23 protein-coding genes and 1 pseudogene are annotated in these 22,713 nt (G+C 59.9%); 12 read left to right on the forward strand and 12 right to left on the reverse strand.

The window, feature by feature from the left end:
• Positions 1 to 218: 218 nt before the first annotated feature.
• Both rph and ACYZTK_RS16010 read left to right on the forward strand, forming a co-directional pair.
• Positions 219 to 941 (forward strand): ribonuclease PH, encoded by a 723-nt coding sequence (gene rph, locus ACYZTK_RS16005; protein WP_046045041.1) that lies wholly within the window; start codon positions 219 to 221, stop codon positions 939 to 941.
• A 28-nt stretch (positions 942 to 969) separates the two neighbouring features.
• Positions 970 to 1,338: a DUF4870 domain-containing protein gene (locus tag ACYZTK_RS16010; RefSeq protein ID WP_462010779.1), complete on the forward strand. Its 369-nt coding sequence runs from the start codon at positions 970 to 972 to the stop codon at positions 1,336 to 1,338.
• 194 nt (positions 1,339 to 1,532) lie between these two features.
• Here ACYZTK_RS16010 and ACYZTK_RS16015 read toward each other — a convergent pair whose 3' ends face one another.
• Positions 1,533 to 2,312, reverse strand: a complete 780-nt coding sequence (locus tag ACYZTK_RS16015; RefSeq protein WP_007934608.1) for an exodeoxyribonuclease III — start codon at positions 2,310 to 2,312, stop codon at positions 1,533 to 1,535.
• A gap of 82 nt (positions 2,313 to 2,394) precedes the next feature.
• Between ACYZTK_RS16015 and pyrE the strand changes: the two genes are divergently transcribed.
• A complete protein-coding gene (gene pyrE, locus ACYZTK_RS16020) occupies positions 2,395 to 3,039 on the forward strand; it encodes an orotate phosphoribosyltransferase (RefSeq protein ID WP_462010780.1) in 645 nt (214 codons plus the stop codon).
• A gap of 181 nt (positions 3,040 to 3,220) precedes the next feature.
• Here the strand turns inward: pyrE and argB are convergent, their stop codons facing one another.
• The 4 genes and pseudogenes from argB to coaBC form a co-directional block, all read right to left on the reverse strand.
• Positions 3,221 to 4,126: an acetylglutamate kinase gene (gene argB / locus ACYZTK_RS16025; RefSeq protein WP_045059191.1), complete on the reverse strand. Its 906-nt coding sequence runs from the start codon at positions 4,124 to 4,126 to the stop codon at positions 3,221 to 3,223.
• 39 nt (positions 4,127 to 4,165) lie between these two features.
• Positions 4,166 to 5,542 (reverse strand): annotated as a pseudogene (locus tag ACYZTK_RS16030) (phosphomannomutase/phosphoglucomutase); the annotation flags it as partial.
• A gap of 338 nt (positions 5,543 to 5,880) precedes the next feature.
• Positions 5,881 to 6,336, reverse strand: coding sequence for a dUTP diphosphatase (gene dut / locus ACYZTK_RS16035; RefSeq protein ID WP_462010781.1), 456 nt, complete (start codon positions 6,334 to 6,336; stop codon positions 5,881 to 5,883).
• Positions 6,337 to 6,341: 5 nt separating this feature from the next.
• Positions 6,342 to 7,550, reverse strand: a complete 1,209-nt coding sequence (gene coaBC / locus ACYZTK_RS16040) for a bifunctional phosphopantothenoylcysteine decarboxylase/phosphopantothenate--cysteine ligase CoaBC (protein ID WP_462010782.1) — start codon at positions 7,548 to 7,550, stop codon at positions 6,342 to 6,344.
• Positions 7,551 to 7,685: 135 nt separating this feature from the next.
• On the opposite strand from coaBC, the gene radC reads away from it, so the two are divergent.
• The gene (gene radC, locus ACYZTK_RS16045; protein WP_462010783.1) at positions 7,686 to 8,360 is read left to right on the forward strand and encodes a RadC family protein; all 675 of its coding nucleotides are present in this window, start codon (positions 7,686 to 7,688) and stop codon (positions 8,358 to 8,360) included.
• A gap of 134 nt (positions 8,361 to 8,494) precedes the next feature.
• On the opposite strand, the gene ACYZTK_RS16050 is transcribed toward radC, so the two are convergent.
• Positions 8,495 to 10,081 carry an ABC transporter substrate-binding protein gene (locus ACYZTK_RS16050; RefSeq protein ID WP_462010784.1) on the reverse strand — a complete coding sequence of 529 codons (1,587 nt, stop codon included), beginning with the start codon at positions 10,079 to 10,081 and terminating at the stop codon, positions 8,495 to 8,497.
• 445 nt (positions 10,082 to 10,526) lie between these two features.
• On the opposite strand from ACYZTK_RS16050, the gene rpmB reads away from it, so the two are divergent.
• On the forward strand, positions 10,527 to 10,760 hold the full coding sequence (gene rpmB, locus ACYZTK_RS16055) for a 50S ribosomal protein L28 (protein WP_007894701.1): 234 nt from the start codon (positions 10,527 to 10,529) through the stop codon (positions 10,758 to 10,760).
• Between the two features lie 11 nt (positions 10,761 to 10,771).
• Entirely contained in the window at positions 10,772 to 10,927 is a 156-nt protein-coding gene (rpmG, locus tag ACYZTK_RS16060) for a 50S ribosomal protein L33 (RefSeq protein WP_007894709.1), read from the forward strand.
• 80 nt (positions 10,928 to 11,007) lie between these two features.
• Here rpmG and ACYZTK_RS16065 read toward each other — a convergent pair whose 3' ends face one another.
• Positions 11,008 to 11,220: a hypothetical protein gene (locus ACYZTK_RS16065; RefSeq protein WP_462010785.1), complete on the reverse strand. Its 213-nt coding sequence runs from the start codon at positions 11,218 to 11,220 to the stop codon at positions 11,008 to 11,010.
• A 189-nt stretch (positions 11,221 to 11,409) separates the two neighbouring features.
• Complete coding sequence (locus ACYZTK_RS16070) at positions 11,410 to 11,772, reverse strand: cupin domain-containing protein (protein ID WP_462010786.1); 363 nt, start codon at positions 11,770 to 11,772, stop codon at positions 11,410 to 11,412.
• 228 nt (positions 11,773 to 12,000) lie between these two features.
• Between ACYZTK_RS16070 and ACYZTK_RS16075 the strand changes: the two genes are divergently transcribed.
• Together ACYZTK_RS16075 and ACYZTK_RS16080 are read left to right on the forward strand one after the other, a co-directional pair.
• A complete protein-coding gene (locus ACYZTK_RS16075; RefSeq protein ID WP_462010787.1) occupies positions 12,001 to 13,494 on the forward strand; it encodes an aldehyde dehydrogenase in 1,494 nt (497 codons plus the stop codon).
• A 188-nt stretch (positions 13,495 to 13,682) separates the two neighbouring features.
• Positions 13,683 to 14,828 (forward strand): MFS transporter, encoded by a 1,146-nt coding sequence (locus tag ACYZTK_RS16080; protein ID WP_462010788.1) that lies wholly within the window; start codon positions 13,683 to 13,685, stop codon positions 14,826 to 14,828.
• A 12-nt stretch (positions 14,829 to 14,840) separates the two neighbouring features.
• Here ACYZTK_RS16080 and ACYZTK_RS16085 read toward each other — a convergent pair whose 3' ends face one another.
• Both ACYZTK_RS16085 and ACYZTK_RS16090 read right to left on the reverse strand, forming a co-directional pair.
• Positions 14,841 to 16,409 carry a phospholipase D family protein gene (locus ACYZTK_RS16085; RefSeq protein WP_462010789.1) on the reverse strand — a complete coding sequence of 523 codons (1,569 nt, stop codon included), beginning with the start codon at positions 16,407 to 16,409 and terminating at the stop codon, positions 14,841 to 14,843.
• 60 nt (positions 16,410 to 16,469) lie between these two features.
• On the reverse strand, positions 16,470 to 17,903 hold the full coding sequence (locus tag ACYZTK_RS16090) for an aminotransferase-like domain-containing protein (protein ID WP_462010790.1): 1,434 nt from the start codon (positions 17,901 to 17,903) through the stop codon (positions 16,470 to 16,472).
• Positions 17,904 to 18,082: 179 nt separating this feature from the next.
• Between ACYZTK_RS16090 and ACYZTK_RS16095 the strand changes: the two genes are divergently transcribed.
• The gene (locus tag ACYZTK_RS16095) at positions 18,083 to 18,328 is read left to right on the forward strand and encodes a DUF1127 domain-containing protein (RefSeq protein WP_462010791.1); all 246 of its coding nucleotides are present in this window, start codon (positions 18,083 to 18,085) and stop codon (positions 18,326 to 18,328) included.
• A gap of 125 nt (positions 18,329 to 18,453) precedes the next feature.
• Here the strand turns inward: ACYZTK_RS16095 and ACYZTK_RS16100 are convergent, their stop codons facing one another.
• Positions 18,454 to 19,767 carry an NAD(P)/FAD-dependent oxidoreductase gene (locus ACYZTK_RS16100; protein ID WP_462010792.1) on the reverse strand — a complete coding sequence of 438 codons (1,314 nt, stop codon included), beginning with the start codon at positions 19,765 to 19,767 and terminating at the stop codon, positions 18,454 to 18,456.
• A gap of 149 nt (positions 19,768 to 19,916) precedes the next feature.
• Between ACYZTK_RS16100 and ACYZTK_RS16105 the strand changes: the two genes are divergently transcribed.
• Complete coding sequence (locus tag ACYZTK_RS16105) at positions 19,917 to 20,270, forward strand: YkgJ family cysteine cluster protein (protein WP_007947437.1); 354 nt, start codon at positions 19,917 to 19,919, stop codon at positions 20,268 to 20,270.
• Positions 20,271 to 20,370: 100 nt separating this feature from the next.
• Here ACYZTK_RS16105 and ACYZTK_RS16110 read toward each other — a convergent pair whose 3' ends face one another.
• The gene (locus ACYZTK_RS16110; protein ID WP_010465173.1) at positions 20,371 to 20,859 is read right to left on the reverse strand and encodes an Lrp/AsnC ligand binding domain-containing protein; all 489 of its coding nucleotides are present in this window, start codon (positions 20,857 to 20,859) and stop codon (positions 20,371 to 20,373) included.
• A 157-nt stretch (positions 20,860 to 21,016) separates the two neighbouring features.
• Here ACYZTK_RS16110 and dadA point away from each other — a divergent pair, with 157 nt between their 5' ends.
• Complete coding sequence (gene dadA, locus ACYZTK_RS16115) at positions 21,017 to 22,321, forward strand: D-amino acid dehydrogenase (RefSeq protein WP_462010793.1); 1,305 nt, start codon at positions 21,017 to 21,019, stop codon at positions 22,319 to 22,321.
• The gene (locus ACYZTK_RS16120; protein ID WP_462010794.1) at positions 22,293 to 22,646 is read left to right on the forward strand and encodes a RidA family protein; all 354 of its coding nucleotides are present in this window, start codon (positions 22,293 to 22,295) and stop codon (positions 22,644 to 22,646) included. Before dadA ends, ACYZTK_RS16120 begins: the two co-directional genes overlap by 29 nt.
• The last annotated feature ends 67 nt before the right edge of the window (positions 22,647 to 22,713 follow it).

Consider the following 22,713-nt stretch of genomic DNA (forward strand, 5'->3'; position numbering starts at 1 on the left):
TTTAAGCCGACAGGCAGTAAAGGCGCAGGATTGTAGCGCAGTGAGGCGGATGCGCCCAAACACACGGTGTGACAAAGGGCTGCAGGCCGTCGGTAAAGCGTTGTTCTAAGCTCTGGTCAGCGCCTTCAATCGTCGGGCGGATTTTTTAGAAGTGCCCACTCACGGCGCGCGGCTCTATAATGCTCGGCAGTTTTCCGTCCCCAGTACAGGTATCCCCTATGAAACGTCCAAGTGGTCGCGCTGCCGATCAGCTCCGCTCGATCCGCATTACCCGCAACTACACCAAACACGCCGAGGGTTCTGTGCTGGTCGAGTTTGGTGATACCAAGGTCATCTGCACCGTCAGCGTCGAGAATGGCGTGCCGCGTTTCCTCAAGGGCCAGGGCCAAGGCTGGTTGACTGCCGAATACGGCATGCTGCCACGCGCCACTGGCGAGCGTAACCAGCGTGAGGCGAGCCGCGGCAAGCAAGGTGGCCGCACCCTGGAAATCCAGCGCCTGATCGGTCGCTCGCTGCGCGCTTCGCTGGACATGTCCAAGCTGGGCGACGTGACCCTGTACGTCGACTGCGACGTGATCCAGGCTGACGGCGGCACCCGCACTGCGTCCATCACCGGCGCCATGGTTGCGCTGGTCGATGCACTGAAAGTGATCAAGAAGCGCGGCGGCCTGAAAGGCGGCGACCCGCTCAAGCAGATGATCGCTGCCGTTTCGGTCGGCATGTACCAGGGCGAGCCTGTGCTTGACCTCGACTACCTCGAAGATTCGGCTGCCGAGACTGACCTGAACGTAGTGATGACCAGCACCGGTGGCTTCATCGAAGTGCAGGGCACTGCCGAAGGCGCGCCGTTCCAGCCTGAAGAGCTGAACGCCATGCTGGAACTGGCGAAGAAAGGCATGAGCGAAATCTTTGAACTGCAGAAAGCTGCATTGGCCGACTGATCGGCCCGTTTCCAGCCAGGAGGACGCCATGAGTGACGAACAAGAGCTGCTTCCCATCCCGAGCAAGGAAGTTCGGCAGTGGGCGATGTTTTGTCACCTGTCCGCCTTGCTGGGGATATGGATTCCATTTGGCACCCTGATCGGCCCGCTGATTCTCTGGCAGATGAAGCGTGAAATGGACCCGTTCGTCGATGCCCAAGGCAAGGAGGCGCTGAATTTTCAGATCACCGTCGCCATTGCCTCGGCGATCAGCTTCCTGCTGATGGTGGTGATCGTCGGGTTCTTCCTGCTGGGTCTGGTTGCGATTGGTGCGCTGGTGCTGACGATCATTGCAGGGGTTAAAGCCAATGAAGGGGTGCCTTACCGGTATCCGTTTACCTGGCGGTTGATCAAATAGCGATCAGCACAGATTCCCCTTGTGGGAGCGGGCTTGCTCGCGAAGGCGGTGGATCAGTCGACACTTATGCTGACTGACACGCCGCCTTCGCGAGCAAGCCCGCTCCCACATTGTGAAGTTTTTTACGCTGGGAAATCATCGTGCACAAAAAAGCCGACATCACTGTCGGCTTTTTTGTGTCTGCGAAACGACGCCTAGATAGTCAGCGTCCAGTCGTAATCGACGATCAGCGGAGCATGCTGCGAAAACCGTGGCTGGCGCGGCAGGCGTGCGCTGCGAACAAAGCGGCGCAGGCCTGGAGTCAGCAGCTGGTAGTCGAAACGCCAGCCCAGGTTGAGCATCTCTGCCTGTTCGTTGTCTGGCCACCAGCTGTACTGGTCGCCTTCACGGCTGACTTCGCGCAGGGCATCGACATATCCCATGTTGCCGACAATCTCGTCCATCCAGGCACGCTCAGGCGCCAGGAAACCCGGGGATTGCTGGCTGTCGCGCCAGTTCTTGATATCCAGCTTCTGTTGCGCCACGTACAGCGAGCCACAGTAAATGTACTCGCGACGTTTGCGTCGCTGTTTATCCAGATAACGGGCGAAATCGTCCATTAGCTTGAACTTCTGGTTCAAGTCTTCATCGCCGTTCTGCCCCGAAGGGAGCAGCAAGGTCGCGATGCTGACCTTATCGAAATCGGCTTGCAGGTAGCGCCCGTAGCGGTCGGCCGTCTCGAAGCCGAGACCGCTGATGACTGCCTTCGGCTGCAACCGCGAATACAAAGCCACGCCACCCTGGGCGGGAACTTCGGCTTCGCAGGCATAAAGGAAGTAGCCATCCAGTTGGAAGGCTGGATCGTCCAGTTCAAAGGCGGAGGCGCGGGTGTCCTGCAGGCAGATGACGTCGGCATTCTGTGCTTGCAGCCAACTGAGCAACCCTCGCTCCACTGCAGCCTGAATACCATTGACGTTCACACTGATGATCCGCATAAATGGCCCCAAAAATCGCGTGCGTGTATGATACACGGCGTCAACCTAATTAGCTAAATCCGTGGTATTTGGGGTTTTTTTCATGCAAGCGTATCAGCGCGATTTCATTCGTTTTGCCATCGATCGCGGCGTTTTGCGCTTCGGCGAGTTCACCCTGAAGTCCGGGCGCACCAGTCCTTACTTCTTTAACGCCGGCCTGTTCAACTCGGGCTCGGCCCTGGCGCAGCTGGGTCGGTTCTATGCGCAGGCGATCATCGAGAGCGGAATTTCGTTCGACGTGCTGTTCGGTCCGGCCTACAAGGGCATCCCTCTGGCGGCGACCACTGCGGTGGCCCTGGCCGAGCATCATGACCGTGACCTGCCTTGGTGTTTCAACCGCAAGGAAGCCAAGGCCCACGGCGAAGGCGGTAGCCTGGTCGGCGCGCCATTGACCGGCGAAGTGCTGATCATCGACGACGTGATCACCGCAGGCACCGCGATCCGCGAAGTGATGCAGATCATCGCTTCCCAGGACGGTGCCAAGGCAGCGGGCGTGTTGATCGCGCTGAACCGCCAGGAGCGTGGCAATGGCGAGCTGTCGGCGATTCAGGAAGTGGAGCGTGACTTCGGTATTGCGGTGATCAGCATTGTTTCGCTGAACCAGGTGCTGGAGTTCCTGGCGGATGATCCGCAGCTCAAGCAGCATCTGCCGGCGGTTGAGGCCTACCGCGCCCAGTTCGGCGTGTAACGCGATCTGTAGGAGCTGCCGAAGGCTGCGATCTTTTGATCTTGTTTTCAAAGGTCAAAGTCAAAAGATCGCAGCCTGCGGCAGCTCCTACAGGATTGTGTATATCCCCATTACAGGGGATTGGGCAAAAAAAGACCCCGCTCAGCCAGGCTGAGCGGGGTCTTTTTGTATGCGCGATCGCTTACGGACGTTTGCGATTGCTAATCAGCGTGCCCACACCGGTATCGGTGAAGATTTCCAGCAGAATCGCGTTCGGCACCCGTCCATCAATGATCAACGAGCTGCCCACGCCGCCCTGGACCGCTTCCAGTGCGCAGCGAATCTTCGGCAGCATGCCGCCGTAGATCGTGCCGTCAGCGATCAACTCGTCGACCTGCTGAGTGGTCAGGCCGGTGAGGACCGTGCCCGACTTGTCCATCAGGCCGGCGATGTTGGTCAGCAGCATCAGCTTCTCAGCCTTCAGCGCTTCGGCCACTTTACCGGCCACCAGATCGGCGTTGATGTTGTACGACTCGCCATTGGCACCGACGCCGATTGGCGCGATCACCGGGATAAAGTCACCTTTGACCAGCAGGTTCAGCAGGTCGGTGTTGATCCCGACCACTTCGCCCACCTGCCCGATGTCGATGATTTCCGGTTGGGTCATCTCCGGCGTCTGGCGGGTTACGGTGAGTTTTTTCGCACGGATCAGCTCAGCGTCCTTGCCGGTCAAGCCGATGGCGCTGCCGCCGTGGCGGTTGATCAGGTTGACGATGTCCTTGTTGACCTGGCCGCCAAGGACCATTTCCACCACGTCCATGGTCTGCGCGTCAGTCACTCGCATCCCGTCGATGAAGTGGCTCTCGATCGACAGACGCTTGAGCAGGTCACCGATTTGCGGGCCGCCGCCGTGAACCACCACCGGGTTGATGCCCACGGCTTTCATCAGCACGATGTCGCGGGCGAAGCCGGTTTTCAGCTCCTCGCTTTCCATCGCGTTGCCGCCGTATTTGATCACCAGCGTCTTGCCGACGTAACGGCGGATGTAAGGCAGCGCTTCGGACAGGACCTTGGCGGTGTTGGCGGCGGCTTCGCGTTCGAGGGTCATTCAGGGCTCCGGCACTTCGATAAATGGCGCTTCAATACATCAAAACGGTAGTTGGAGATCAGGTGCAACACGCTTCAACTGGACTTTGAACACGTCCTTGATGCGCTGCAGTTCAGCCTCGTCATCGGCCTCGAAACGCAGCACCAGCACCGGTGTGGTGTTGGATGCGCGCACCAGGCCCCAGCCTTTGGCGTAGTCGACTCGCACGCCGTCGATGGTGGTCAGGTCGGCGCCTTCGCCCCATTTCGCGTCGTGCAATGCATCAATGATGCTGAATTTGCTCTCTTCGGTCACATGGATATTGATTTCCGGCGTGGAAATATCGTTCGGGAAGGTCGCAAACAGCTCTTCCGCAGTGGATTTTTCCTTGCTGAGGATCTCCAGCAGACGCGCAGCGCTGTAAATGCCGTCGTCAAAACCGAACCAGCGCTCCTTGAAGAAGATGTGCCCGCTCATCTCACCGGCCAATAGCGCGCCGGTTTGTTTCATTTTCTTTTTGATCAACGAGTGACCGGTCTTCCACATTAGCGGGCGACCGCCGTATTCCTTGATCAGCGGTGTCAGGCGGCGGGTGCATTTGACGTCGAAGATGATTTCCGCGTCCGGGTTGCGCTCCAGTACATCGCGAGCAAACAGCATCAGCAGACGGTCCGGGTAGACAATGCTGCCGGTGTTGGTCACGACGCCAACGCGGTCGCCGTCGCCGTCGAACGCCAGGCCGAGGTCGGCGTTGGTTTCCTTGACCTTGGCGATGAGGTCGACGAGGTTTTCAGGCTTGCCCGGATCCGGGTGATGGTTCGGGAAATTGCCGTCGACTTCGCAGAACAGCGGAATGACTTCGCAGTTCAGGGCTTCGATCAGTTGTGGAGCGATCACGCCAGCGGCGCCATTGCCGCAGTCGACCACGACTTTCAGGCGGCGGGCCAGCTTGATGTCCTGAACGATTTCGGTGTTGTAGCGGTCGAGGATTTCGACCTGGGTGATGCTGCCCTTGCCACTGCTCAGGTTGTTGGTCTTGAGGCGGTCATGCAGGGCCTGGATCTGTTCGTTGGCCAGGGTGTCACCGGCGATGACGATCTTGAAGCCGTTGTAGTTCGACGGGTTGTGGCTACCGGTGAGCATCACTCCGGATTTGCCGGCCAGGACGTTGGCGGCGTAGTACAGCGCAGGCGTCGGCACCAGGCCGACGTCGCTGACCTGGCAACCGCTGTCAGCCAGGCCCTTGATCAATTGTTCGACCAGCTCGGGGCCAGATAGGCGTCCATCGCGACCGACGGAAACGTTGGGTTCGTTTTGCGCCAGGCTTTGCGCGCCGATGGCGCGACCGAGCCAGTAAGCGGTCTCAGCGTTGAGAAATTCCGGGACTGTGCCGCGAATGTCGTAGGCGCGGAAAATGCTGTCGGGGAATGTCGGTGCGACTTGGGCTGGGGTGCTCATCTGTAAAAATGCTCCATCTCGAAAGTGGCTGGACTGGCCTGCGAAATACTCGTCGGCGGGTTCAAACTGAAGGGTATGACGGCGTTTTCCACAGAGAGTTCGTGGTGCGAAAAGGCCATGCCAGCGTTTTCAGTGAGCATTTGGCCGTCCGTTGCCTTGGTTTTTAGAGCTATAAATTGCGCCGAAATTGGCGCCCGATTGGTCGCTAGATCCCTGTACTGTAGGAGCTGCCGAAGGCTGCGATCTTTTGATTGTGTTTCTCAAGATCAAGAGATCGCAGCCTTCGGCAGCTCCTACAGGGGTGTGCTTTCTTTCGATCAACGGGTACCGGTATGCCCGAATCCACCTGCGCCGCGTTCGGTTTCGACGAATTCCTCGACCATCTCGAAATGCGCTTGAACCACCGGCACCAGCACCAGTTGGGCCAGGCGTTCACCCACCACCATAGTGAAGTCGCTCTGCCCGCGGTTCCAGCAGGAGACCATCAGCGGGCCCTGGTAATCGGAGTCGATCAAGCCCACCAGGTTGCCCAGCACGATGCCGTGCTTATGGCCCAGGCCCGAGCGCGGCAGGATCAACGCCGCGAGGCCCGGATCGCCGATGTAGATGGACAGGCCTGTAGGGATCAGCAGGGTTTCGCCTGGCTTGATCACGGTGTCCTGTTCCAGCATGGCGCGCAGGTCGAGGCCGGCGGAGCCTGGGGTGGCGTACTGCGGTAGCGGAAAGTCGGTACCGATGCGGGGGTCGAGGATCTTGGCTTGCAAAGCGTGCATGTAAATTAAACCTGGTTCAGACGTTCGGCGATAAAAGTGATCAGCTGGCGAGCAATCTTGCTCTTGCTGGTCTGGGCGAAAAGTGTGGCGTGGAGCTGGCGGTCAATCACGCTGCAGGCGTTTTCTTCGCTGTTGAAGCCAATACTCGGGTTCGCGACGTCGTTGGCGACGATCAGGTCGAGGTTCTTGTCCTTCAACTTGCGTGCAGCGTAATCGAGCAGGTGTTCGGTCTCGGCGGCGAAGCCGACACTGAAGGGTCGGTCAGGGCGGGTGGCGATGGAGGCCAGAATGTCTGGATTGCGCACCATCTGCAGCAACAAGCCGTCGCCGCTTGTAGGATCTTTCTTGAGTTTTTGTGGTGCGACGACCTCAGGCCGGTAGTCGGCGACTGCCGCAGAGGCGATGAACAGGTCGCAGGGGATCGCGGCTTCACAGGCGGCGAGCATGTCGCGGGCGCTGACCACATCGATGCGGGTGACACGATCCGGGGTCGGCAGGTGCACCGGGCCGGTGATCAGGGTGACTCGGGCACCGGCTTCGACAGCGGCTTCAGCCAGTGCAAAACCCATTTTCCCCGAGCTGTGGTTGGTGATGTAGCGCACCGGGTCGATGTTTTCCTGGGTCGGGCCGGCCGTAATCAGCACGTGCTTGCCAGTCAGGGCCTGGCGCTGAAAGCAGTCCGCTGCGCACTGGACGAGGTCGTTAGCTTCGAGCATCCGCCCCATGCCGACGTCGCCGCAGGCCTGGCTGCCGGAAGCCGGACCGAAGACCTTGAGGTCGCGGCTTTCGATAATTTGCAGGTTGGCCTGGGTCGCCGGGTCGCGCCACATGGCCTGGTTCATTGCCGGGGCCACGGCCACGACAGCGTCAGTAGCCAGCACCAGCGTGGTCAGCAGGTCGTTCGCGATTCCCTGTGCCAGACGGGCGATCAGGTCGGCGGTGGCCGGGGCGATCAGTACCAGATCAGCCCATTTGGCCAGCTCGATGTGGCCCATCGCCGCTTCGGCGGCGGGGTCGAGCAGGTCCAGGTGCACCGGATGTCCGGACAACGCCTGCATGGTCAACGGCGTGATGAATTCACTGCCACCACGGGTCATGACCACGCGCACTTCGGCGCCCTGGTCGATCAGTCGGCGAACCAGCTCGGCGCTCTTGTAGGCAGCGATGCCGCCGCCGACGCCCAGAACAATGCGTTTCCGATACAGCCGCTGCATAGGTCAGCCTTTCAATTCGTTGGTGACTGCATGGCGAAACCCCCTCCCCAGGGATGAACTCGCCCGCAAAAAAGATGGGCTAAGATATCACAGCGACCGCTATGGAACAGCGGCGCCCACAGACAGGGAGGTGCTATGAGTATTCGTGATTGGCCGATGGCCGAGCGACCACGGGAAAAGCTGCTGGAACTGGGTTCGGCGAGCCTTTCCGACGCAGAGTTGCTGGCAATCTTTCTACGAACCGGTGCGGCTGGTAAAAGCGCAGTGGACCTGGCGCGTCACCTGTTGAGCAAATTTGGCAGCCTGCGGGCATTGCTGGAGGCCGACCAACCGACGTTCAGCGGCGAGCTGGGGCTGGGTCCGGCGAAGTTTGCGCAACTGCAGGCGGTGCAGGAAATGAACCGGCGGCATTTGGCAGAGCGCCTGCGCGTGCGTTCGGCGCTGGAAAATCCCCAGGCGGTTCGTGACTACTTGAAATCGATGCTGCGGCACGAGCAACAGGAAGTTTTTGGCTGCCTGTTTCTGGACTCCAGGCACCAGGTGCTGACCTTCGAAGCGCTGTTTCGCGGCTCCATCGACAGCACCAGCGTGCATCCCCGGGAGGTAGTCAAGCGCGCACTGGCCAACAACGCCGCTGCGTTGATCCTGTGCCACAACCACCCCTCGGGCAACGCCACCCCCAGCCAGGCCGACCGCAAGCTGACCAAGCGGCTGCAGGAGGCCTTGCAGTTGATCGACGTGCGGATACTCGACCATTTTATCGTAGGTGACGGGGATCCGTTGTCGATGGCTGAGTATGGGTGGATGTAAGCAATGGTTCGCAGTTGAGTAAAACCCTTGGGAGCGAGCCTGCTCGCGATGGCGTCATGTCAGGCAACGTTTCAGTGTCTGAATGGACGCTATCGCGAGCAGGCTCACTCCCACAAGTTGTGCAGTGGTTTCGGTTACTTGACGCTGACCTTGGAGTAGTCCTGGCGCCCAAACGGACTCACCGAATACCCCTCGACATCCTTGCGCAGCAACGCAAACGCGGTCGGGTGCGCCAGCGGCAGCCACAGTGCCTGCTGCTGGATTTGCGCCTGGGCCTGTTCATACAGCTTGGTACGCACCCCTTGTTCGGACGTGGTCTTGCCGGCGCTGATCAACTTGTCCAGGTCCTGGTTGCAGTAGCGGGCGAAGTTGGTGCCGGACTTGACCGCCGCGCAGGAAAATTGCGGGGTGAGGAAATTGTCCGGGTCGCCGTTGTCACCGGCCCAGCCCATGAACAACAGGTCATGCTCGCCAGCCTTGGCGCGGCGGATGACTTCGCCCCATTCGATCACGCGAATCTCGGCCTGGATGCCGATTTCCGCCAGGTCCGACTGCAACATCTGCGCGCCAAGACTTGGGTTGGGGTTCAGCAGGCTGCCGGAAGGACGGGTCCAGATGGTGGTCTGGAAGCCGTCCTTGAGCCCGGCCTTGGCCATCAGTGCCTTGGCCTTTGCGACATCGTGCGGGTAGCCCGGCAGGCCTTTGGCGTAGCTCCAGGTGTTTGGCGGGTAGGGGCCGGTGGCGGGCTCGGCCGTGTCTTCGAACACCGCCTTGACGTAGTTGGCCTTGTCGAAGGCGAGGTTGATCGCCTGGCGCACTTCCGGCTTGTCCAGGGGGGGATGCTGGCTATTGATCGCGACGAACGCCGTCATGAAGGCGTCAGTCTTTTCCACTTTCAGGGTCGGCTCTTTCTGAGCCACCTGTACGTCCAGCGGCTTGGGCGACAGGGCGATCTGGCACTCGTTGCGACGCAGTTTCTGCAGGCGCACGTTGGCGTCCGGGGTGATCGCAAATATCAGCGGGTCGACCGCAGGCTTGCCACGGAAATAGTCAGGGTTGGCCTTGTAGCGGATCGAGGCGTCTTTCTGGAAGCGCGTGAAGATGAACGGGCCGCTGCCGATCGGCTGGCTGTTGAGCTTTTCCGGCGTGCCGGCTTTCATCAGTTTGTCCGCATATTCGGCGGAATAGATCGAGGCGAAGCCCATGCTCAGGGTCGGCAGGAAGGTCGAATCCGGGTGATCCAGGGTGAAGCGCACGGTGAGCGGGTCCAGGGCATCGATCTTCTTGATCAGCGCGGGCAGTTGCATCGACTGCGCATGCGGGAAGCCGCTCTGCGCTACTTTGTGCCAGGGGTTCGCCGGGTCGAGCATGCGGTCGAAGCTGAATTTAACGTCTTCGGCGGTCAGGTCGCGAGTGGGCGCGAAGTACTCAGTGCGGTGGAATTTTACTTGCGGATGCAATTTGAAGACGTAGCTCAGGCCGTCGGGAGAGACTTCCCAGCTGTCTGCCAGGCCGGCGACCACTTTGCCGCTGGCCGTGTCGAAGTCCACTAGGCGATTCATCAGTACATCGGCTGAGGCATTGGTGGTGGTCAGCGAATTATATTGCACCACATCGAACCCTTCAGGGCTGGCCTCGGTGCAGACGCTCAAGGCCGCAGCCATGGCTTGCGGGCTCAGCAGAAGAGGGGCGAGCAACAGCGGTAGGGCAGCGAGGCGCATGGTCGGATTCCTTTACAGATCGAAGGCCCATCTGCAAGAGCAGTCTGGAAAAGGCTACCCTAGATGGCTCCCTCGCAAATGACTATCCCCATTTTCATTTTCGGGGGACTATGTGCGACTGATTTCCGTGTGCGGCGATTGGGCGAAACCCTGAATCAGCCCGTTGGCTGATTCTCTGCGACGAGCGGTCAATATTGGCCATAGCCTTTGTCCAAAGCGCTCTAAGCCAAAAAAACAGGGTTTTTATCAACTCTGCGCACACGGAATGTTGTTGCTCTGCGGTCTTTCTGGTATAAAGCAGCGCTCTTTTCTAGGGGCCCGGTTCCTTCACTGTAGGTGTAGCCGGTAAGACCTCTAAAGAAACGCGGCGCCTGGCGCCAAATGACTGAGAGATTAAGCGGCCAACCCATGCCGGGTTGGGCATGTGGTTTTAGAGGGCTGAGGCATGTCGAGAGTATGTCAAGTTACCGGTAAGGGTCCGGTGACTGGGAATAACATTTCCCACGCAAACAACAAAACCCGTCGTCGTTTCCTGCCGAACCTGCAGCATCACCGCTTCTGGGTTGAAGAAGAGAAACGTTTCGTGCGTCTGCGCGTATCTGCCAAAGGCATGCGTATCATCGACAAGCGTGGCATCACTGTCGTGCTGGCCGAAATCCGCAAAGCTGGCAAGATCTAAGGGAGCTAATCATGCGTGAATTGATTCGTTTGATTTCGAGCGCCGGTACTGGTCACTTCTACACTACCGACAAGAACAAGCGTACTACTCCGGACAAAATCGAGATCAAGAAATTTGATCCGGTTGTTCGCAAGCACGTGATCTACAAAGAAGGCAAAATCAAGTAATTGATTTTCTCTCTCTTACGAAAAAGGCCCCTATCGCGAGATACGGGCCTTTTTTGTTGCCTGGGCTAACACCCAGTAGATCAGTTGCCCATGGTCACATGGGTAATGATTTCGTTTTCTACCAGCAGGTTGATGCGCGCCGGGTTGTAGTCCTTGGTCATGATGTAGCCGTCACCGCGCGGGCGTACTGCCAAACCGGTCTTCTTGACCAGTTCTGCACGCAGTTCCTCGGAATACTGTTTGCCTACGTACTGATTGGCAGTGACCAGGTGTTGGTTCAAATCGGTGCTCATGAAGTGCTTCCTTGCGATAGTGGTCTGGAGCGAATGTGCTCCCGTCACCCGTCGTGGGTGACGTGGCCAGATACTGGAGCAACCTCGCGGATTTATCACTCGATGGAATGTGTCTCGGTGTTTGGATTTTTTACCGGACATGAAAAAGCCCATCACCAGGACGGGCTTTGGTGCTGAGGCGGCTTGGCTCTACGCCTTCGGTTCGAACGCCACGTAAATCTTGCGGCATGACTCCAGCACCTCCCAGGTGCCTTTGAAGCCCGCAGGGATGACAAAACGATCACCCGCGCGCACGGTTTTGCTGTTGCCGTCGTTGTCGCGCAGTACTGAGACGCCTTGGACGATTTCGCAGTACTCATGCTCGGTGAAGTTCACCAGCCACTGGCCGACTGCGCCTTCCCAGACGCCTGCACTCAACTGGCCGCAGGGGCTGTTGTAGTGGTTGTACACCGCTTGATCGGGCTCGCCCTTGAGAATTTTGGCGTCGTCCGGCCGATAGCGATCGGGCTGGATGTCGGCCTGGCTGAAATCGGCGATGTCCTGGATGTTCATTGTTCTAATCCCCAGTGATTGCGTTGGAAAGCCCGAAGTCTATGTTTATTAAAATGAACATCGCAAGGCCGTTTGCCGGCCTTATGTCAAATATATTGAAACTTCACCTGCCGCTGGTTTAGGGTGGCGGTTGCCTTGGGCCGAACATGCGGGATGGCCTGGCGGAATTCCTGAGAACGTCCGCGAAGAACGCAGGGCGCTCGTATTCAACAAGAGGAGGACACTCGTATGACCACCCTGACTCGTGCCGATTGGGAACAACGGGCTCGCGACCTGAAGATCGAAGGCCGCGCCTACATCAATGGTGAATACACCGATGCCGTCTCTGCCGAGACCTTCGAGTGCATCAGCCCGGTCGATGGCCGGCTGCTGGGCAAGATCGCCAGCTGCGACGCCGCCGATGCCCAGCGCGCTGTTGAAAACGCCCGCGCCACCTTCAATTCCGGTGTGTGGTCGCGCCTGGCGCCGACCAAACGCAAAGCCACCATGATCCGTTTCGCCGGCCTGCTGAAACAGCACGCCGAAGAGCTGGCCCTGCTTGAAACCCTGGACATGGGCAAGCCGATCAGCGATTCCCTGAACATCGACGTTCCAGGCGCGGCGCAAGCCCTAAGCTGGAGCGGTGAAGCGATCGACAAGATCTATGACGAAGTCGCCGCCACCCCGCACGACCAGTTGGGCCTGGTGACCCGCGAGCCGGTGGGCGTCGTCGCCGCCATCGTGCCCTGGAACTTCCCCCTGATGATGGCGTGCTGGAAGCTCGGCCCGGCGCTGTCCACCGGCAACTCGGTGATCCTCAAGCCGTCCGAGAAGTCGCCGCTGACCGCCATCCGCATTGCCGCCCTGGCGGTTGAAGCCGGCATCCCGAAAGGCGTGCTGAACGTCCTTCCGGGTTACGGTCACACGGTTGGCAAGGCGCTGGCTCTGCACAATGATGTCGACACGCTGGTGTTCACTGGTTCGACCAAGATCGCCAAGCAACTGCTGATCTACTCCGGCGAATCGAATATGAAACGCGTCTGGCTGGAAGCCGGCGGCAAGAGCCCGAACATCGTATTCGCCGATGCTCCGGACCTGCAGGCGGCTGCCGAGTCGGCGGCTGGTGCCATCGCCTTCAACCAGGGCGAAGTCTGCACTGCCGGTTCGCGCCTGCTGGTCGAGCGTTCGATCAAGGATAAATTCCTGCCGCTGGTGATCGAGGCGCTGAAAACCTGGAAGCCGGGCAACCCGCTGGACCCTGAGACCAACGTGGGTGCGCTGGTGGATACCCAGCAAATGAACACCGTGCTGTCCTACATCGAATCCGGCCATACCGACGGCGCCAAGCTGGTGGCGGGCGGCAAGCGGGTTCTTCAGGAAACTGGCGGCACCTACGTTGAGCCGACGATTTTCGACGGCGTAAGCAATGCGATGAAAATCGCCCAGGAAGAGATCTTCGGCCCGGTACTGTCGGTCATCACCTTCGACAGCGCCGAGGAAGCGGTGCAGATCGCCAACGACACGCCGTACGGCCTGGCTGCTGCGGTATGGACTGCGGACATTTCCAAGGCGCACCTGACCGCCAAGGCGCTACGCGCTGGTAGCGTCTGGGTCAACCAGTACGACGGCGGTGATATGACTGCGCCGTTTGGCGGGTTCAAGCAGTCGGGTAATGGTCGCGACAAGTCGCTGCACGCGTTCGACAAGTACACCGAACTGAAGGCGACCTGGATCAAGTTGTAAGCCGTTAAGGGCGCCTGCGCAAACCAGGCTCTCTAAACAACGAAGATCCATTGTGGGAGCGGGCTTGCTCGCGAAGGCGGTGTAACAGTCAACATTGATGTTGAATGTGCTGGCGCCTTCGCGAGCAAGCCCGCTCCCACTTTGTTTTGTGTGATGTGTGAAAAATAATATCCACAGGAGCGTGGAACATGCGTTGGGCGACGTATTTCGCCGTGTTGGCGTCTGTCTTGAGTGTCGGCCTGGCCCTGGGTGTCAGCATGCCGCTGGTGTCGTTTCGCCTGGAAGGCTGGGGCTACGGTTCGTTCGCGATTGGCGTGATGGCGGCGATGCCGGCCATTGGCGTATTGCTGGGGGCGAAAATTTGCAGCCACCTGGCGGCGCGCTTTGGCACGGCGAATCTGATGCGCCTGTGCCTGTGGGCCGGGGCGCTGTCCATTGGTTTGCTGGCGCTATTGCCGAGCTATCCGATCTGGCTGGTGTTGCGGCTGATGATCGGGGTAATCCTGACCCTGGTGTTTATCCTCGGTGAAAGCTGGATCAATCAGTTGGTCATCGAGCAATGGCGCGGACGCTTGGTGGCCCTGTATGGCAGCGCCTACGCATTGAGTCAGCTGGCCGGCCCGCTGCTGCTGGGGGCTGTGGGCACCGATCATGACTACGGATTCTGGGTCGGTGTGGCGTTGCTGATGGTCGCGCCGCTGCTGTTGTTGGGGCGCAGCGGGGCGCCCAGCAGCGAAGCCTGTAGCGTGACCTTCAAGGATCTGCTGGTTTTCTGCCGCGGTTTGCCAGCGATTGCCTGGGCGGTGTCGCTGTTCGCGGCGTTCGAAGCGATGATCCTGACGTTGCTGCCGGTGTATTGCCTGCGCCAGGGCTTCACTACGGAAATCGCCCTGGCGATGGTCAGCACTGTGGTGGTGGGCGATGCGTTGCTGCAGCTGCCGATTGGTGCGCTGGCGGATCGCTTGTCCAGGCGCACGCTGTTCACTGGCTGTGCGGTGATTCTGCTGGTGTCGAGCCTGGCGATCCCGTTGTTGATCGACACGCTGCTGATCTGGCCGTTGTGGGTGCTGTTCGGCGCGAGTGCGGGTGGCTTGTTCACCTTGTCGCTGATCCTGATTGGCGAGCGCTACCGCGACGACGCACTGGTGCGCGCCAATGCCCATATCGCCCAGCTGTGGGGGATCGGCTGTCTCGTCGGGCCGCTGGTGGCCGGTGCGGGCAGCCAGTGGATCAGTGGCCATGCGTTGCCGTTGTTGATGGCGGCGGGGGCGTTGGGGTTGGTGATTTTGTTGCTGCGCCAAGGGGCGTTTGGCGAGATCGCCGAGCCGGCCTAGAGCTCAAAGCAGCTATAGCATCCGCTCCAGGCCCACCGCTGTGCTGAACCAGGCGTTGAACCGGCGCCACCAGCTACCCGGTTCTTTGGTTAGCACGTGCATCTTGCCGTTGTCCTCGGTGACCCAGACGATCTGTTCGTTCTGCAATTCCACTTGATAGCTCAAGGGCGGCGCCATGCCTTCCAGCGCCGATTTGCGTACATGTGCGGCGAGTTCGGGGCTGTCCACCAAGACTCCAACTTCGGTATTCCACAACACCGAGCGCGGATCGAAGTTGAAGGAGCCGATGAACGACTTCTGCTGATCGAAAATGATCGCTTTGCTGTGCAGGCTTGAATCAGAGCCACGGTAGGACTTGCTGGAGAAAAGATTCGGCCCGCTGCCGCCGCCCTCGCCGGGTTGGCGGCGCAACTCGAAGAGCTTCACGCCATGTTCCAGCAACGCCTTGCGATAAGGCGCATAGCCGCCGTGCACCGCTGGCACATCGGTGGCCTCCAGCGAGTTGGTCAGCAGGGTTACCGAGACACCGGCATCAGCCCGGCCGGTCAGGTACACCAGGCCCGGCTGGCCCGGCACGAAATAGGCCGAGATCAGGATCAGCTCTTTGCTCACCGCGTTCAGTTCAGGCGCAAGTTGAGTGGTCAGCAGCAGCTGTGGATCGGGCTCCCCCTTGGCCAGCACCTTGCTCGGTGCATCCCACAGCGCCTGGTTCCAGGCCCAGATCAGCTCCCGGCGCCAGACGTCCATGCGCGGGTTGGTGTTGTAGGTCATCAGATGCTGATAGAGCGCGTGATTCTGCTTGCGGGTTTCTTCCAAGGATTGTTCGAGCTGGGAGCGGGTGTCTTGCAGGTCTTTCTGGGTCGGCCTGCTCGAGAGGAACTGGTCTATGGGCTTGCTCAGCGCGCTGTTCCAGTACTGATCGAAGCTGTGCCCCAACTGCTCGGCGACCGGGCCGACGCTGAGCATGTCGATGTCAGTGAAATTCAGGTTGGGCTCGACGTCGAAATACTCATCACCCAGGTTGCGTCCGCCGACGATGGCCACGCTGTTGTCTGCCAGCCACAGCTTGTTGTGCATGCGCCGATGTTGCTGCGACAGGTTGAACAGCCTGCCCATGTTGCGCGTGACGCCAGTGGAGCGGCCCAAATGCAGCGGGTTGAACAGGCGGATTTGAATGTGTTCGTGCGCTGCCAGGGTCGCGATGATCCAGTCCAGGCCGTCGCTGGTGGTGTCGTCCAGGAGGATTCTGACCCGCACGCCACGATCCGCCGCCTTCAGCAGTTCTTCCACCAGCATCCGCGTGCTGATGCCGTCGTGGACGATGTAGTACTGCAGGTCGAGGCTGCTCTGGGCATTGCGGATCAGCTCGGCGCGCGCCATGAAGGCTTCACTGCTATTGGACAGCAGGCGAAAACCGGATTTGCCTTCGTGGGGCGCCGCCTGGGCCTGGATCGACCGGCCGAACGCCGAGTCACTGGCCGGCAGGGCCTGGCTGGGTTCGCGTGTCACATCAAGGCTGGCGCAGCCGCCAAGCAGCGAAGCGAGAAGCAGAAAAGCGAGCAGCGAATGTCTGACTCTCACGTAGGATCGTTCCGTTTGGCGGCTGGGGTCGTTATATGGACGCCGGTTTGCGCAGAAAGGTCAGTCGTGGATGTGACCGGTTTCTGCCAGCAGCTTGGTCGCCGCCGCGCCGACCTTGCGCACCGCTTCCTCGATCAGTGGCGTTGGTTTGGCAGCGTAGTTCATTCGCAGGCAATTGCGGTACTTGCCGGAGGCGGAAAAAATACTGCCCACGGCAATCTGTACGCCCTGGTCGTGCAGGGCACGATTCAGTTTCAGCGTATCAAAACCGTCCGGTAGCTCGACCCAAAGCATGAAGCTGCCCTGAGGGCGACTGGCGCGGGTACCGGTGGGGAAATAGCGGGTGACCCAGTCGATCATCAGGTCGCGATTGCGTTGATACTGGCTGCGCATCCGCCGCAGATGGGGCTCGAAATGCCCCGCCTTGAGGAACTCGGCAATCGCGATCTGCGGCTGCGGCGCGGTGGAGCCGGTGCTGATGTATTTCATGTGCAGCACCCGTTCCAGATAGCGCCCCGGCGCTACCCAGCCAATGCGCAGGCCCGGCGCGAGGGTTTTGGAGAACGAACTGCACAGCAGAACCCGGCCGTCTTCGTCGAAGGACTTGATCGTGCGCGGTCGCGGGTAGGTGTAGGAAAGTTCTCCATACACATCGTCCTCGACGATCGCCACGTCGAAACGCTGGGCCAGTGTCAACAACGCGCGTTTGCGCGACTCCGGCATGATGTAGCCCAGGGGGTTGTTGCAGTTGGGGGTCAACTGTATGACCTTGATTGGCCATTGCTCCAGGGCCAGTTCCAGCGCATCGAGGCTGATCCCGGTAATCGGGTCGGTGGGAATCTCCAGGGCCTTCATGCCCAGGCCCTTGAGGGTCTGCATGGCGCCGTGAAAACTCGGCGAATCCACCGCCACGATGTCGCCGGGCCCGCAAATCGCGCGGATGCTGGTCGACAGGGCTTCATGGCAGCCGGTGGTTACCACCAGGTCGCTGGCGCTCAACTGGCATCCGGAATCGAGCATCAGGCGCGCAATCTGTTCGCGCAGTTCGAGCGTGCCGTGGATGTTGTCGTAATACAGGCCGGGCATGTCCTGCCGGCGGCTGATCCGCGCGAGGTTGCGCAGCAGGGGTTTCATGGTCGGCGTGGTGATGTCGGGCATGCCGCGGCCCAACTGGATTACGTCCTTGCGGGGTACCGCGCGAATCAATTCCAGCACCTGGTCCCACTGGGAAATGTCTACCGGACGTTGCGCCGGACGCCCGATGGCCGGCAACTCCGGCAGTTCGCGACTGGCGGGCACGAAGTAGCCGGACTTGGGCTTGGGCATCGCCAGCCCGCTGTCTTCCAGTACTCGATAAGCCTGCTGCACCGTGCTCAGGCTTACCCCGTGTTCGACACTCAGCGCCCGCACTGACGGCAGCCGATCACCCGGGCGATAAAAGCCCTGTTCGATACGCGTGCCGAGCAATTCGGCAAGGTTGACGTAGAGAGTCATGGCGCAGTCTCGAGGTGGGTGATTCGGTAGACCAGTACAGATGGTGCACAAATCGACGATTCAGAGTGAAGATTGGCAATTCTGTATGGGGTTAATACAGCTTGGTTGAATCTGTAATGGTTTTGCTCGCCCGCGCATCATGAAACCTCTTGCTACCCAAGTAAACAGGAGTCACCACAATGAACGGCTTGAGCGATGTGCGGCTGACGTTACGGAGTCAGGAACTGGCGAAAGGACAGGATCACGGTACTCGCGGGGCGAACATGCGCAATGCGCCGTCCGGCCTGGGTCGCTGGGGTCTGTTCTGGCGTCGGGTGCATACGCGCAGGGCGTTGCTGACGCTGACGGCTGACCAGCTCAAGGATGTTGGCTTGAGCCGGGAGCAGGCGCGGGAGGAGGGGCTGAAACCGTTTTGGCGGATCTGATGATTGCCCCGTTAATGACGGCCCCATCGCGAGCAGGCTCACTCCTACAGGGGCTGTGTCACTCACAAATCCCCTGTAGGAGTGAGCCTGCTCGCGATGAGGGCTTTAGCAACACAGACAACTGCTCAGACCAACTCTTTCAGCCGATGCCACAACATCCCCAACGCCAACAACGGCGAGCGTAAATGCTTGCCACCAGGGAAAGTAATGTGCGGCACCTTGGCAAACAGATCGAACCCACCACCTTGCTGCCCGCTGATAGCCTCCGCCAGCAGCCTGCCCGCCAGGTGCGTGGCATTCACCCCATGCCCCGAATACGCCTGGGCGTAATACACATTCGGTTGATCCTTGAGTCGGCCAATCTGCGGCAGCCGGTTGGCGCCAATGCCGATCATCCCGCCCCATTGATAGTCGATCTTCACGCTGTCCAGTTGCGGGAACACCTCGAGCATTTTCGGCCGCATGTACGCCGCGATATCGCTCGGATCCCGTCCTGAATAATGGCAGGCACCGCCAAACAGCAGGCGCCGATCCGCCGAGAGTCGGTAATAGTCCAGTGCCACCCGTTGATCACACACCGCCATATTCTGCGGCAGCAATGAGTGAGCCTGTGCTTCGCTCAGGGGCTCGGTGGCGATGATGTAGCTGCCTGCCGGCAACACTTTGCCGCTGAGTTCGGGGTTGAGTTCATTCAGATAGGCATTGCAGCCCAGCACCAGAGTCTTGGCGCGAACCGAGCCTTGGGCGGTGTGGACGGTGACCTGCGGGCCGTAGTCGATGCGAGTCACCGCCGAGTGTTCGAACAACCGCACGCCCAGTTGCTGCGCGGCAGCGGCTTCGCCCAGCGCCAGGTTGAGCGGATGCAGGTGGCCGGAGCCCATGTCGATCAGGCCGCCGACATACCGATCCGACCCGACCACTTCGTGCATCTCATTGGCTTGCAGCAGCCGGGTTTCGTAGCAATAACCGAGGCTGCGCAACTCTGCAGCGTCTTCGGCGAAACCTTGCAGGTCGCCGGGCTTGTTGGCCAGGTCGCAGTAGCCCCAGGTCAGGTCGCACGCGATGTTAAAACGCTCGACTCGCTGGCGGACTATTTCCACCGCTTCAAGGCCCATGAGCTTCATCTGACGCACGCCGTCGGTACCGATCACGTTGGCGAATTGATCGAGGCCATGACCGACCCCGCGAATCAATTGCCCGCCGTTGCGACCGCTGGCTCCCCAGCCGATTTTATGAGCCTCCAGCAGCGCCACGTTGAGCCCGCGCTCGGCCAGTTCCAGTGCTGTGTTCAGCCCGGAGAAACCACCACCGACCACGCACACGTCAGCCACTATTTCGCCCTGCAGCACCGGATGGTCGGGCTGCGGCAGGCTGCTGGCGGCATAGTAGGAGCGCGGGTGCTGCTGGCTTTGGACAGGTTGCTGAGCACGGGCATTCATGTGCGTGTTCCTGATTCTGATGTCTGGAAAATGTGACGGAGCATAAGCCGGAGCTTTGCGAGCGGGCAACACTGGTCGGCTGGCGCTGTCTGGATCGGCACTTATGCTGCACAATTGCGCTCTATTCCGCTGCTTTGGCCACTGTTTCGATGAGCTGCAACAGTCAGAAAATTCGCACCCTGCGCCAGCAGATACCCTCGTTTGAGTGTGTACCTGGCTGCCATGACTGCTGCGGGCCAGTGACCACTTCGCCGGAAGAAATGTCGCGCCTGCCGCGCAAGACCCGCGCCGAGCAGGATGCGGCGATGGACGAGCTCAACTGCGTGCACCTGGGCCCGAATGGTTGCACGGTCTATGACGAGCGGCCGCTGATCTGCCGGTTGTTTGGTACCACGAAGACCTTGCCGTGCCCCAATGGCCGGGGGCCGGTGGAGCTGATTCATCCGCGGGTGGAGAAGCAGATTCATGAGTATATGGCCAGTACCCGACAAGTGCTGGTTTGAGCGTCGTCAGCAAAAGATCGCAGCCTGCGGCAGCTCCTACAGGAGTTCCGCGTTCCCCTGTAGGAGCTGCCGCAGGCTGCGATCTTTTGATCTTCCAGATTCAATCCGGAATCGGCAAACACAAACTCTCCTTCACCTCTTCCATCACGATATAGCTCTTGGACTCACGCACATGCGGCAGCTTGAGCAAAATATCCCCCAGCAGTTTGCGATACGAAGCCATCTCGGAAATCCGCGCTTTCACCAGATAGTCGAAATCCCCTGACACCAGATGGCACTCCAGCACATGGGGCAGTTTCAGCACCGCCCGCCGGAACTCTTCGAAAGTGTCGCCGGATTTGTAGTCGAGGCTGATCTCGACGAACACCAGCAGACTACCCTTCAAATGCTGCGGATTAAGCCGGGCGTTGTAGCCCATGATGATCCCTTCGCGCTCCAGTCGGCGCACCCGCTCGGTACAGGGCGTGGTCGACAGGCCGACCTTTTCCCCCAGCTCGGTAAACGAGATACGTCCATCCGCTTGCAGGATCCGCAGGATGTTGCGGTCGATCTTGTCCAGCTCACGTTTGGTTTGAGTGTTGGTACGCATAGGGGATGCGCCTCCGTGAAAAGGGTTTTTGCCGAGAATTGTCGCCAAATATAGGCACTTATATAGTGAAAAGCACTGCCTAATCTTTTTTACACTGCGCACAACATTGCTCGAACACAACAAACGTCAGCGGCAAGCCGCGATGAGGGATATGAAAATGCGCGTTATGGTCTTGGGTAGCGGCGTCATCGGTACCGCCAGTGCTTATTATCTGGCTCGAGCCGGGTTTGAAGTGGTGGTCGTGGATCGTCAGCCGGCCGCTGCCATGGAGACCAGTTTCGCCAACGCCGGGCAGGTGTCGCCGGGCTATGCGTCGCCGTGGGCCGCCCCGGGCGTTCCGCTCAAGGCCATCAAGTGGCTGCTGCAGCGCCATGCCCCGCTGGCGATCAAGGCTACCGCTGATATCGACCAGTACCTGTGGATGGCGCAAATGCTGCGCAACTGCACCGCCAGCCGTTATGCGGTGAACAAGGAGCGCATGGTGCGTCTGTCCGAGTACAGCCGCGACTGCCTCGATGAATTGCGCGCCGAAACTGGCATTGCTTACGAAGGCCGCAGCCTCGGCACCACCCAATTGTTCCGCACCCAGGCGCAACTGGACGGCGCGGCGAAAGATATTGCCGTCCTGAAGGAGTCCGGCGTGCCGTTCGAGCTGCTCGATCGTGCCGGTATCGCCCGGGTCGAACCGGCCCTGGCCAGCGTCACCAACATACTCGCCGGCGCCCTGCGCCTGCCGAATGACCAGACTGGCGACTGCCAGATCTTCACCACCCGCCTGGCCGAAATGGCCGTTAAACTGGGTGTTGAATTCCGCTTCGGCCAGGACATCCAGAAGCTCGACTACGCTGGCGATCGCGTCAATGGCGTGTGGATCGACGGCAAGCTGGAAACCGCCGACCGCTATGTGCTCGCGCTCGGCAGCTACTCGCCGCAGCTGCTCAAGCCGCTGGGCATCAAGGCTCCGGTGTATCCGCTCAAGGGTTACTCCCTGACTGTGCCGATCACCAACCCGGCGATGGCGCCAACTTCGACCATTCTCGACGAGACCTACAAGGTTGCGATCACCCGTTTCGACAACCGCATCCGCGTCGGCGGCATGGCGGAAATCGCCGGTTTTGACCTGTCGCTGAATCCGCGTCGACGTGAAACCCTGGAGATGATCGTCAACGACCTCTATCCTCAGGGCGGCGACCTGGCCCAGGCGAGTTTCTGGACCGGCCTGCGTCCGACCACTCCGGACGGTACGCCGATCGTCGGCGCCACCCCGTTCAGCAACCTGTTTTTGAACACCGGTCACGGCACGCTCGGTTGGACCATGGCGTGCGGCTCCGGTCGCTTGCTGGCCGATCTTATGGCCAAGAGAACGCCGCAGATCAGTGCCGAAGGCCTCGATATTTCCCGTTACGGCAACAAAATCCAGGAGTCCGCAAAACATGTCAATCCAGCGCCAGCTCACCAATGAGCGCATGAGCCAGATCGTCGTCCATAGCGGTACCGTGTATCTGGCAGGGCAAGTCGGCGACGACATGAGCGCCGGGATTGAACAGCAGACCCGTGAAACACTGGCCAATATCGAGCGTTTGCTGGATCTGGCCGGGACTGACAAGAGTCGTCTGCTCTCGGTAACGATCTACCTGAAAGACATCGATGCAGATTTCGCCGGCATGAATTCGGTCTGGGACAAGTGGCTGCCAAAAGGCGTCGCGCCAGCCCGAGCCGCAGTTGAATCGAAGCTGTGCGAGCCGGAAATCCTGGTGGAGCTGTCGGTTGTAGCCGCGCTGCCATAAGCAAGATCCCTCTCCCGGTGCTACTGGCGGTTCACGCCGCGAGCCAGCACCGGTTTTTATTCCAATG

The organism is Pseudomonas sp. LB3P31, assembly GCF_054897945.1.

Excerpts from the sequence above, each read along its gene's own strand:
- rph (WP_046045041.1), top strand. The coding sequence starts at position 219 with ATGAAACGTCCAAGTGGTCGCGCTGCCGATCAGCTCCGCTCGATCCGC.
- ACYZTK_RS16010 (WP_462010779.1), top strand. The coding sequence starts at position 970 with ATGAGTGACGAACAAGAGCTGCTTCCCATCCCGAGCAAGGAAGTTCGG.
- ACYZTK_RS16015 (WP_007934608.1), bottom strand. The coding sequence starts at position 2,312 with ATGCGGATCATCAGTGTGAACGTCAATGGTATTCAGGCTGCAGTGGAG.
- pyrE (WP_462010780.1), top strand. The coding sequence starts at position 2,395 with ATGCAAGCGTATCAGCGCGATTTCATTCGTTTTGCCATCGATCGCGGC.
- argB (WP_045059191.1), bottom strand. The coding sequence starts at position 4,126 with ATGACCCTCGAACGCGAAGCCGCCGCCAACACCGCCAAGGTCCTGTCC.
- dut (WP_462010781.1), bottom strand. The coding sequence starts at position 6,336 with ATGCACGCTTTGCAAGCCAAGATCCTCGACCCCCGCATCGGTACCGAC.
- coaBC (WP_462010782.1), bottom strand. The coding sequence starts at position 7,550 with ATGCAGCGGCTGTATCGGAAACGCATTGTTCTGGGCGTCGGCGGCGGC.
- radC (WP_462010783.1), top strand. The coding sequence starts at position 7,686 with ATGAGTATTCGTGATTGGCCGATGGCCGAGCGACCACGGGAAAAGCTG.
- ACYZTK_RS16050 (WP_462010784.1), bottom strand. The coding sequence starts at position 10,081 with ATGCGCCTCGCTGCCCTACCGCTGTTGCTCGCCCCTCTTCTGCTGAGC.
- rpmB (WP_007894701.1), top strand. The coding sequence starts at position 10,527 with ATGTCGAGAGTATGTCAAGTTACCGGTAAGGGTCCGGTGACTGGGAAT.
- rpmG (WP_007894709.1), top strand. The coding sequence starts at position 10,772 with ATGCGTGAATTGATTCGTTTGATTTCGAGCGCCGGTACTGGTCACTTC.
- ACYZTK_RS16065 (WP_462010785.1), bottom strand. The coding sequence starts at position 11,220 with ATGAGCACCGATTTGAACCAACACCTGGTCACTGCCAATCAGTACGTA.
- ACYZTK_RS16070 (WP_462010786.1), bottom strand. The coding sequence starts at position 11,772 with ATGAACATCCAGGACATCGCCGATTTCAGCCAGGCCGACATCCAGCCC.
- ACYZTK_RS16075 (WP_462010787.1), top strand. The coding sequence starts at position 12,001 with ATGACCACCCTGACTCGTGCCGATTGGGAACAACGGGCTCGCGACCTG.
- ACYZTK_RS16080 (WP_462010788.1), top strand. The coding sequence starts at position 13,683 with ATGCGTTGGGCGACGTATTTCGCCGTGTTGGCGTCTGTCTTGAGTGTC.
- ACYZTK_RS16090 (WP_462010790.1), bottom strand. The coding sequence starts at position 17,903 with ATGACTCTCTACGTCAACCTTGCCGAATTGCTCGGCACGCGTATCGAA.
- ACYZTK_RS16095 (WP_462010791.1), top strand. The coding sequence starts at position 18,083 with ATGAACGGCTTGAGCGATGTGCGGCTGACGTTACGGAGTCAGGAACTG.
- ACYZTK_RS16100 (WP_462010792.1), bottom strand. The coding sequence starts at position 19,767 with ATGAATGCCCGTGCTCAGCAACCTGTCCAAAGCCAGCAGCACCCGCGC.
- ACYZTK_RS16105 (WP_007947437.1), top strand. The coding sequence starts at position 19,917 with ATGAGCTGCAACAGTCAGAAAATTCGCACCCTGCGCCAGCAGATACCC.
- ACYZTK_RS16110 (WP_010465173.1), bottom strand. The coding sequence starts at position 20,859 with ATGCGTACCAACACTCAAACCAAACGTGAGCTGGACAAGATCGACCGC.
- dadA (WP_462010793.1), top strand. The coding sequence starts at position 21,017 with ATGCGCGTTATGGTCTTGGGTAGCGGCGTCATCGGTACCGCCAGTGCT.
- ACYZTK_RS16120 (WP_462010794.1), top strand. The coding sequence starts at position 22,293 with ATGTCAATCCAGCGCCAGCTCACCAATGAGCGCATGAGCCAGATCGTC.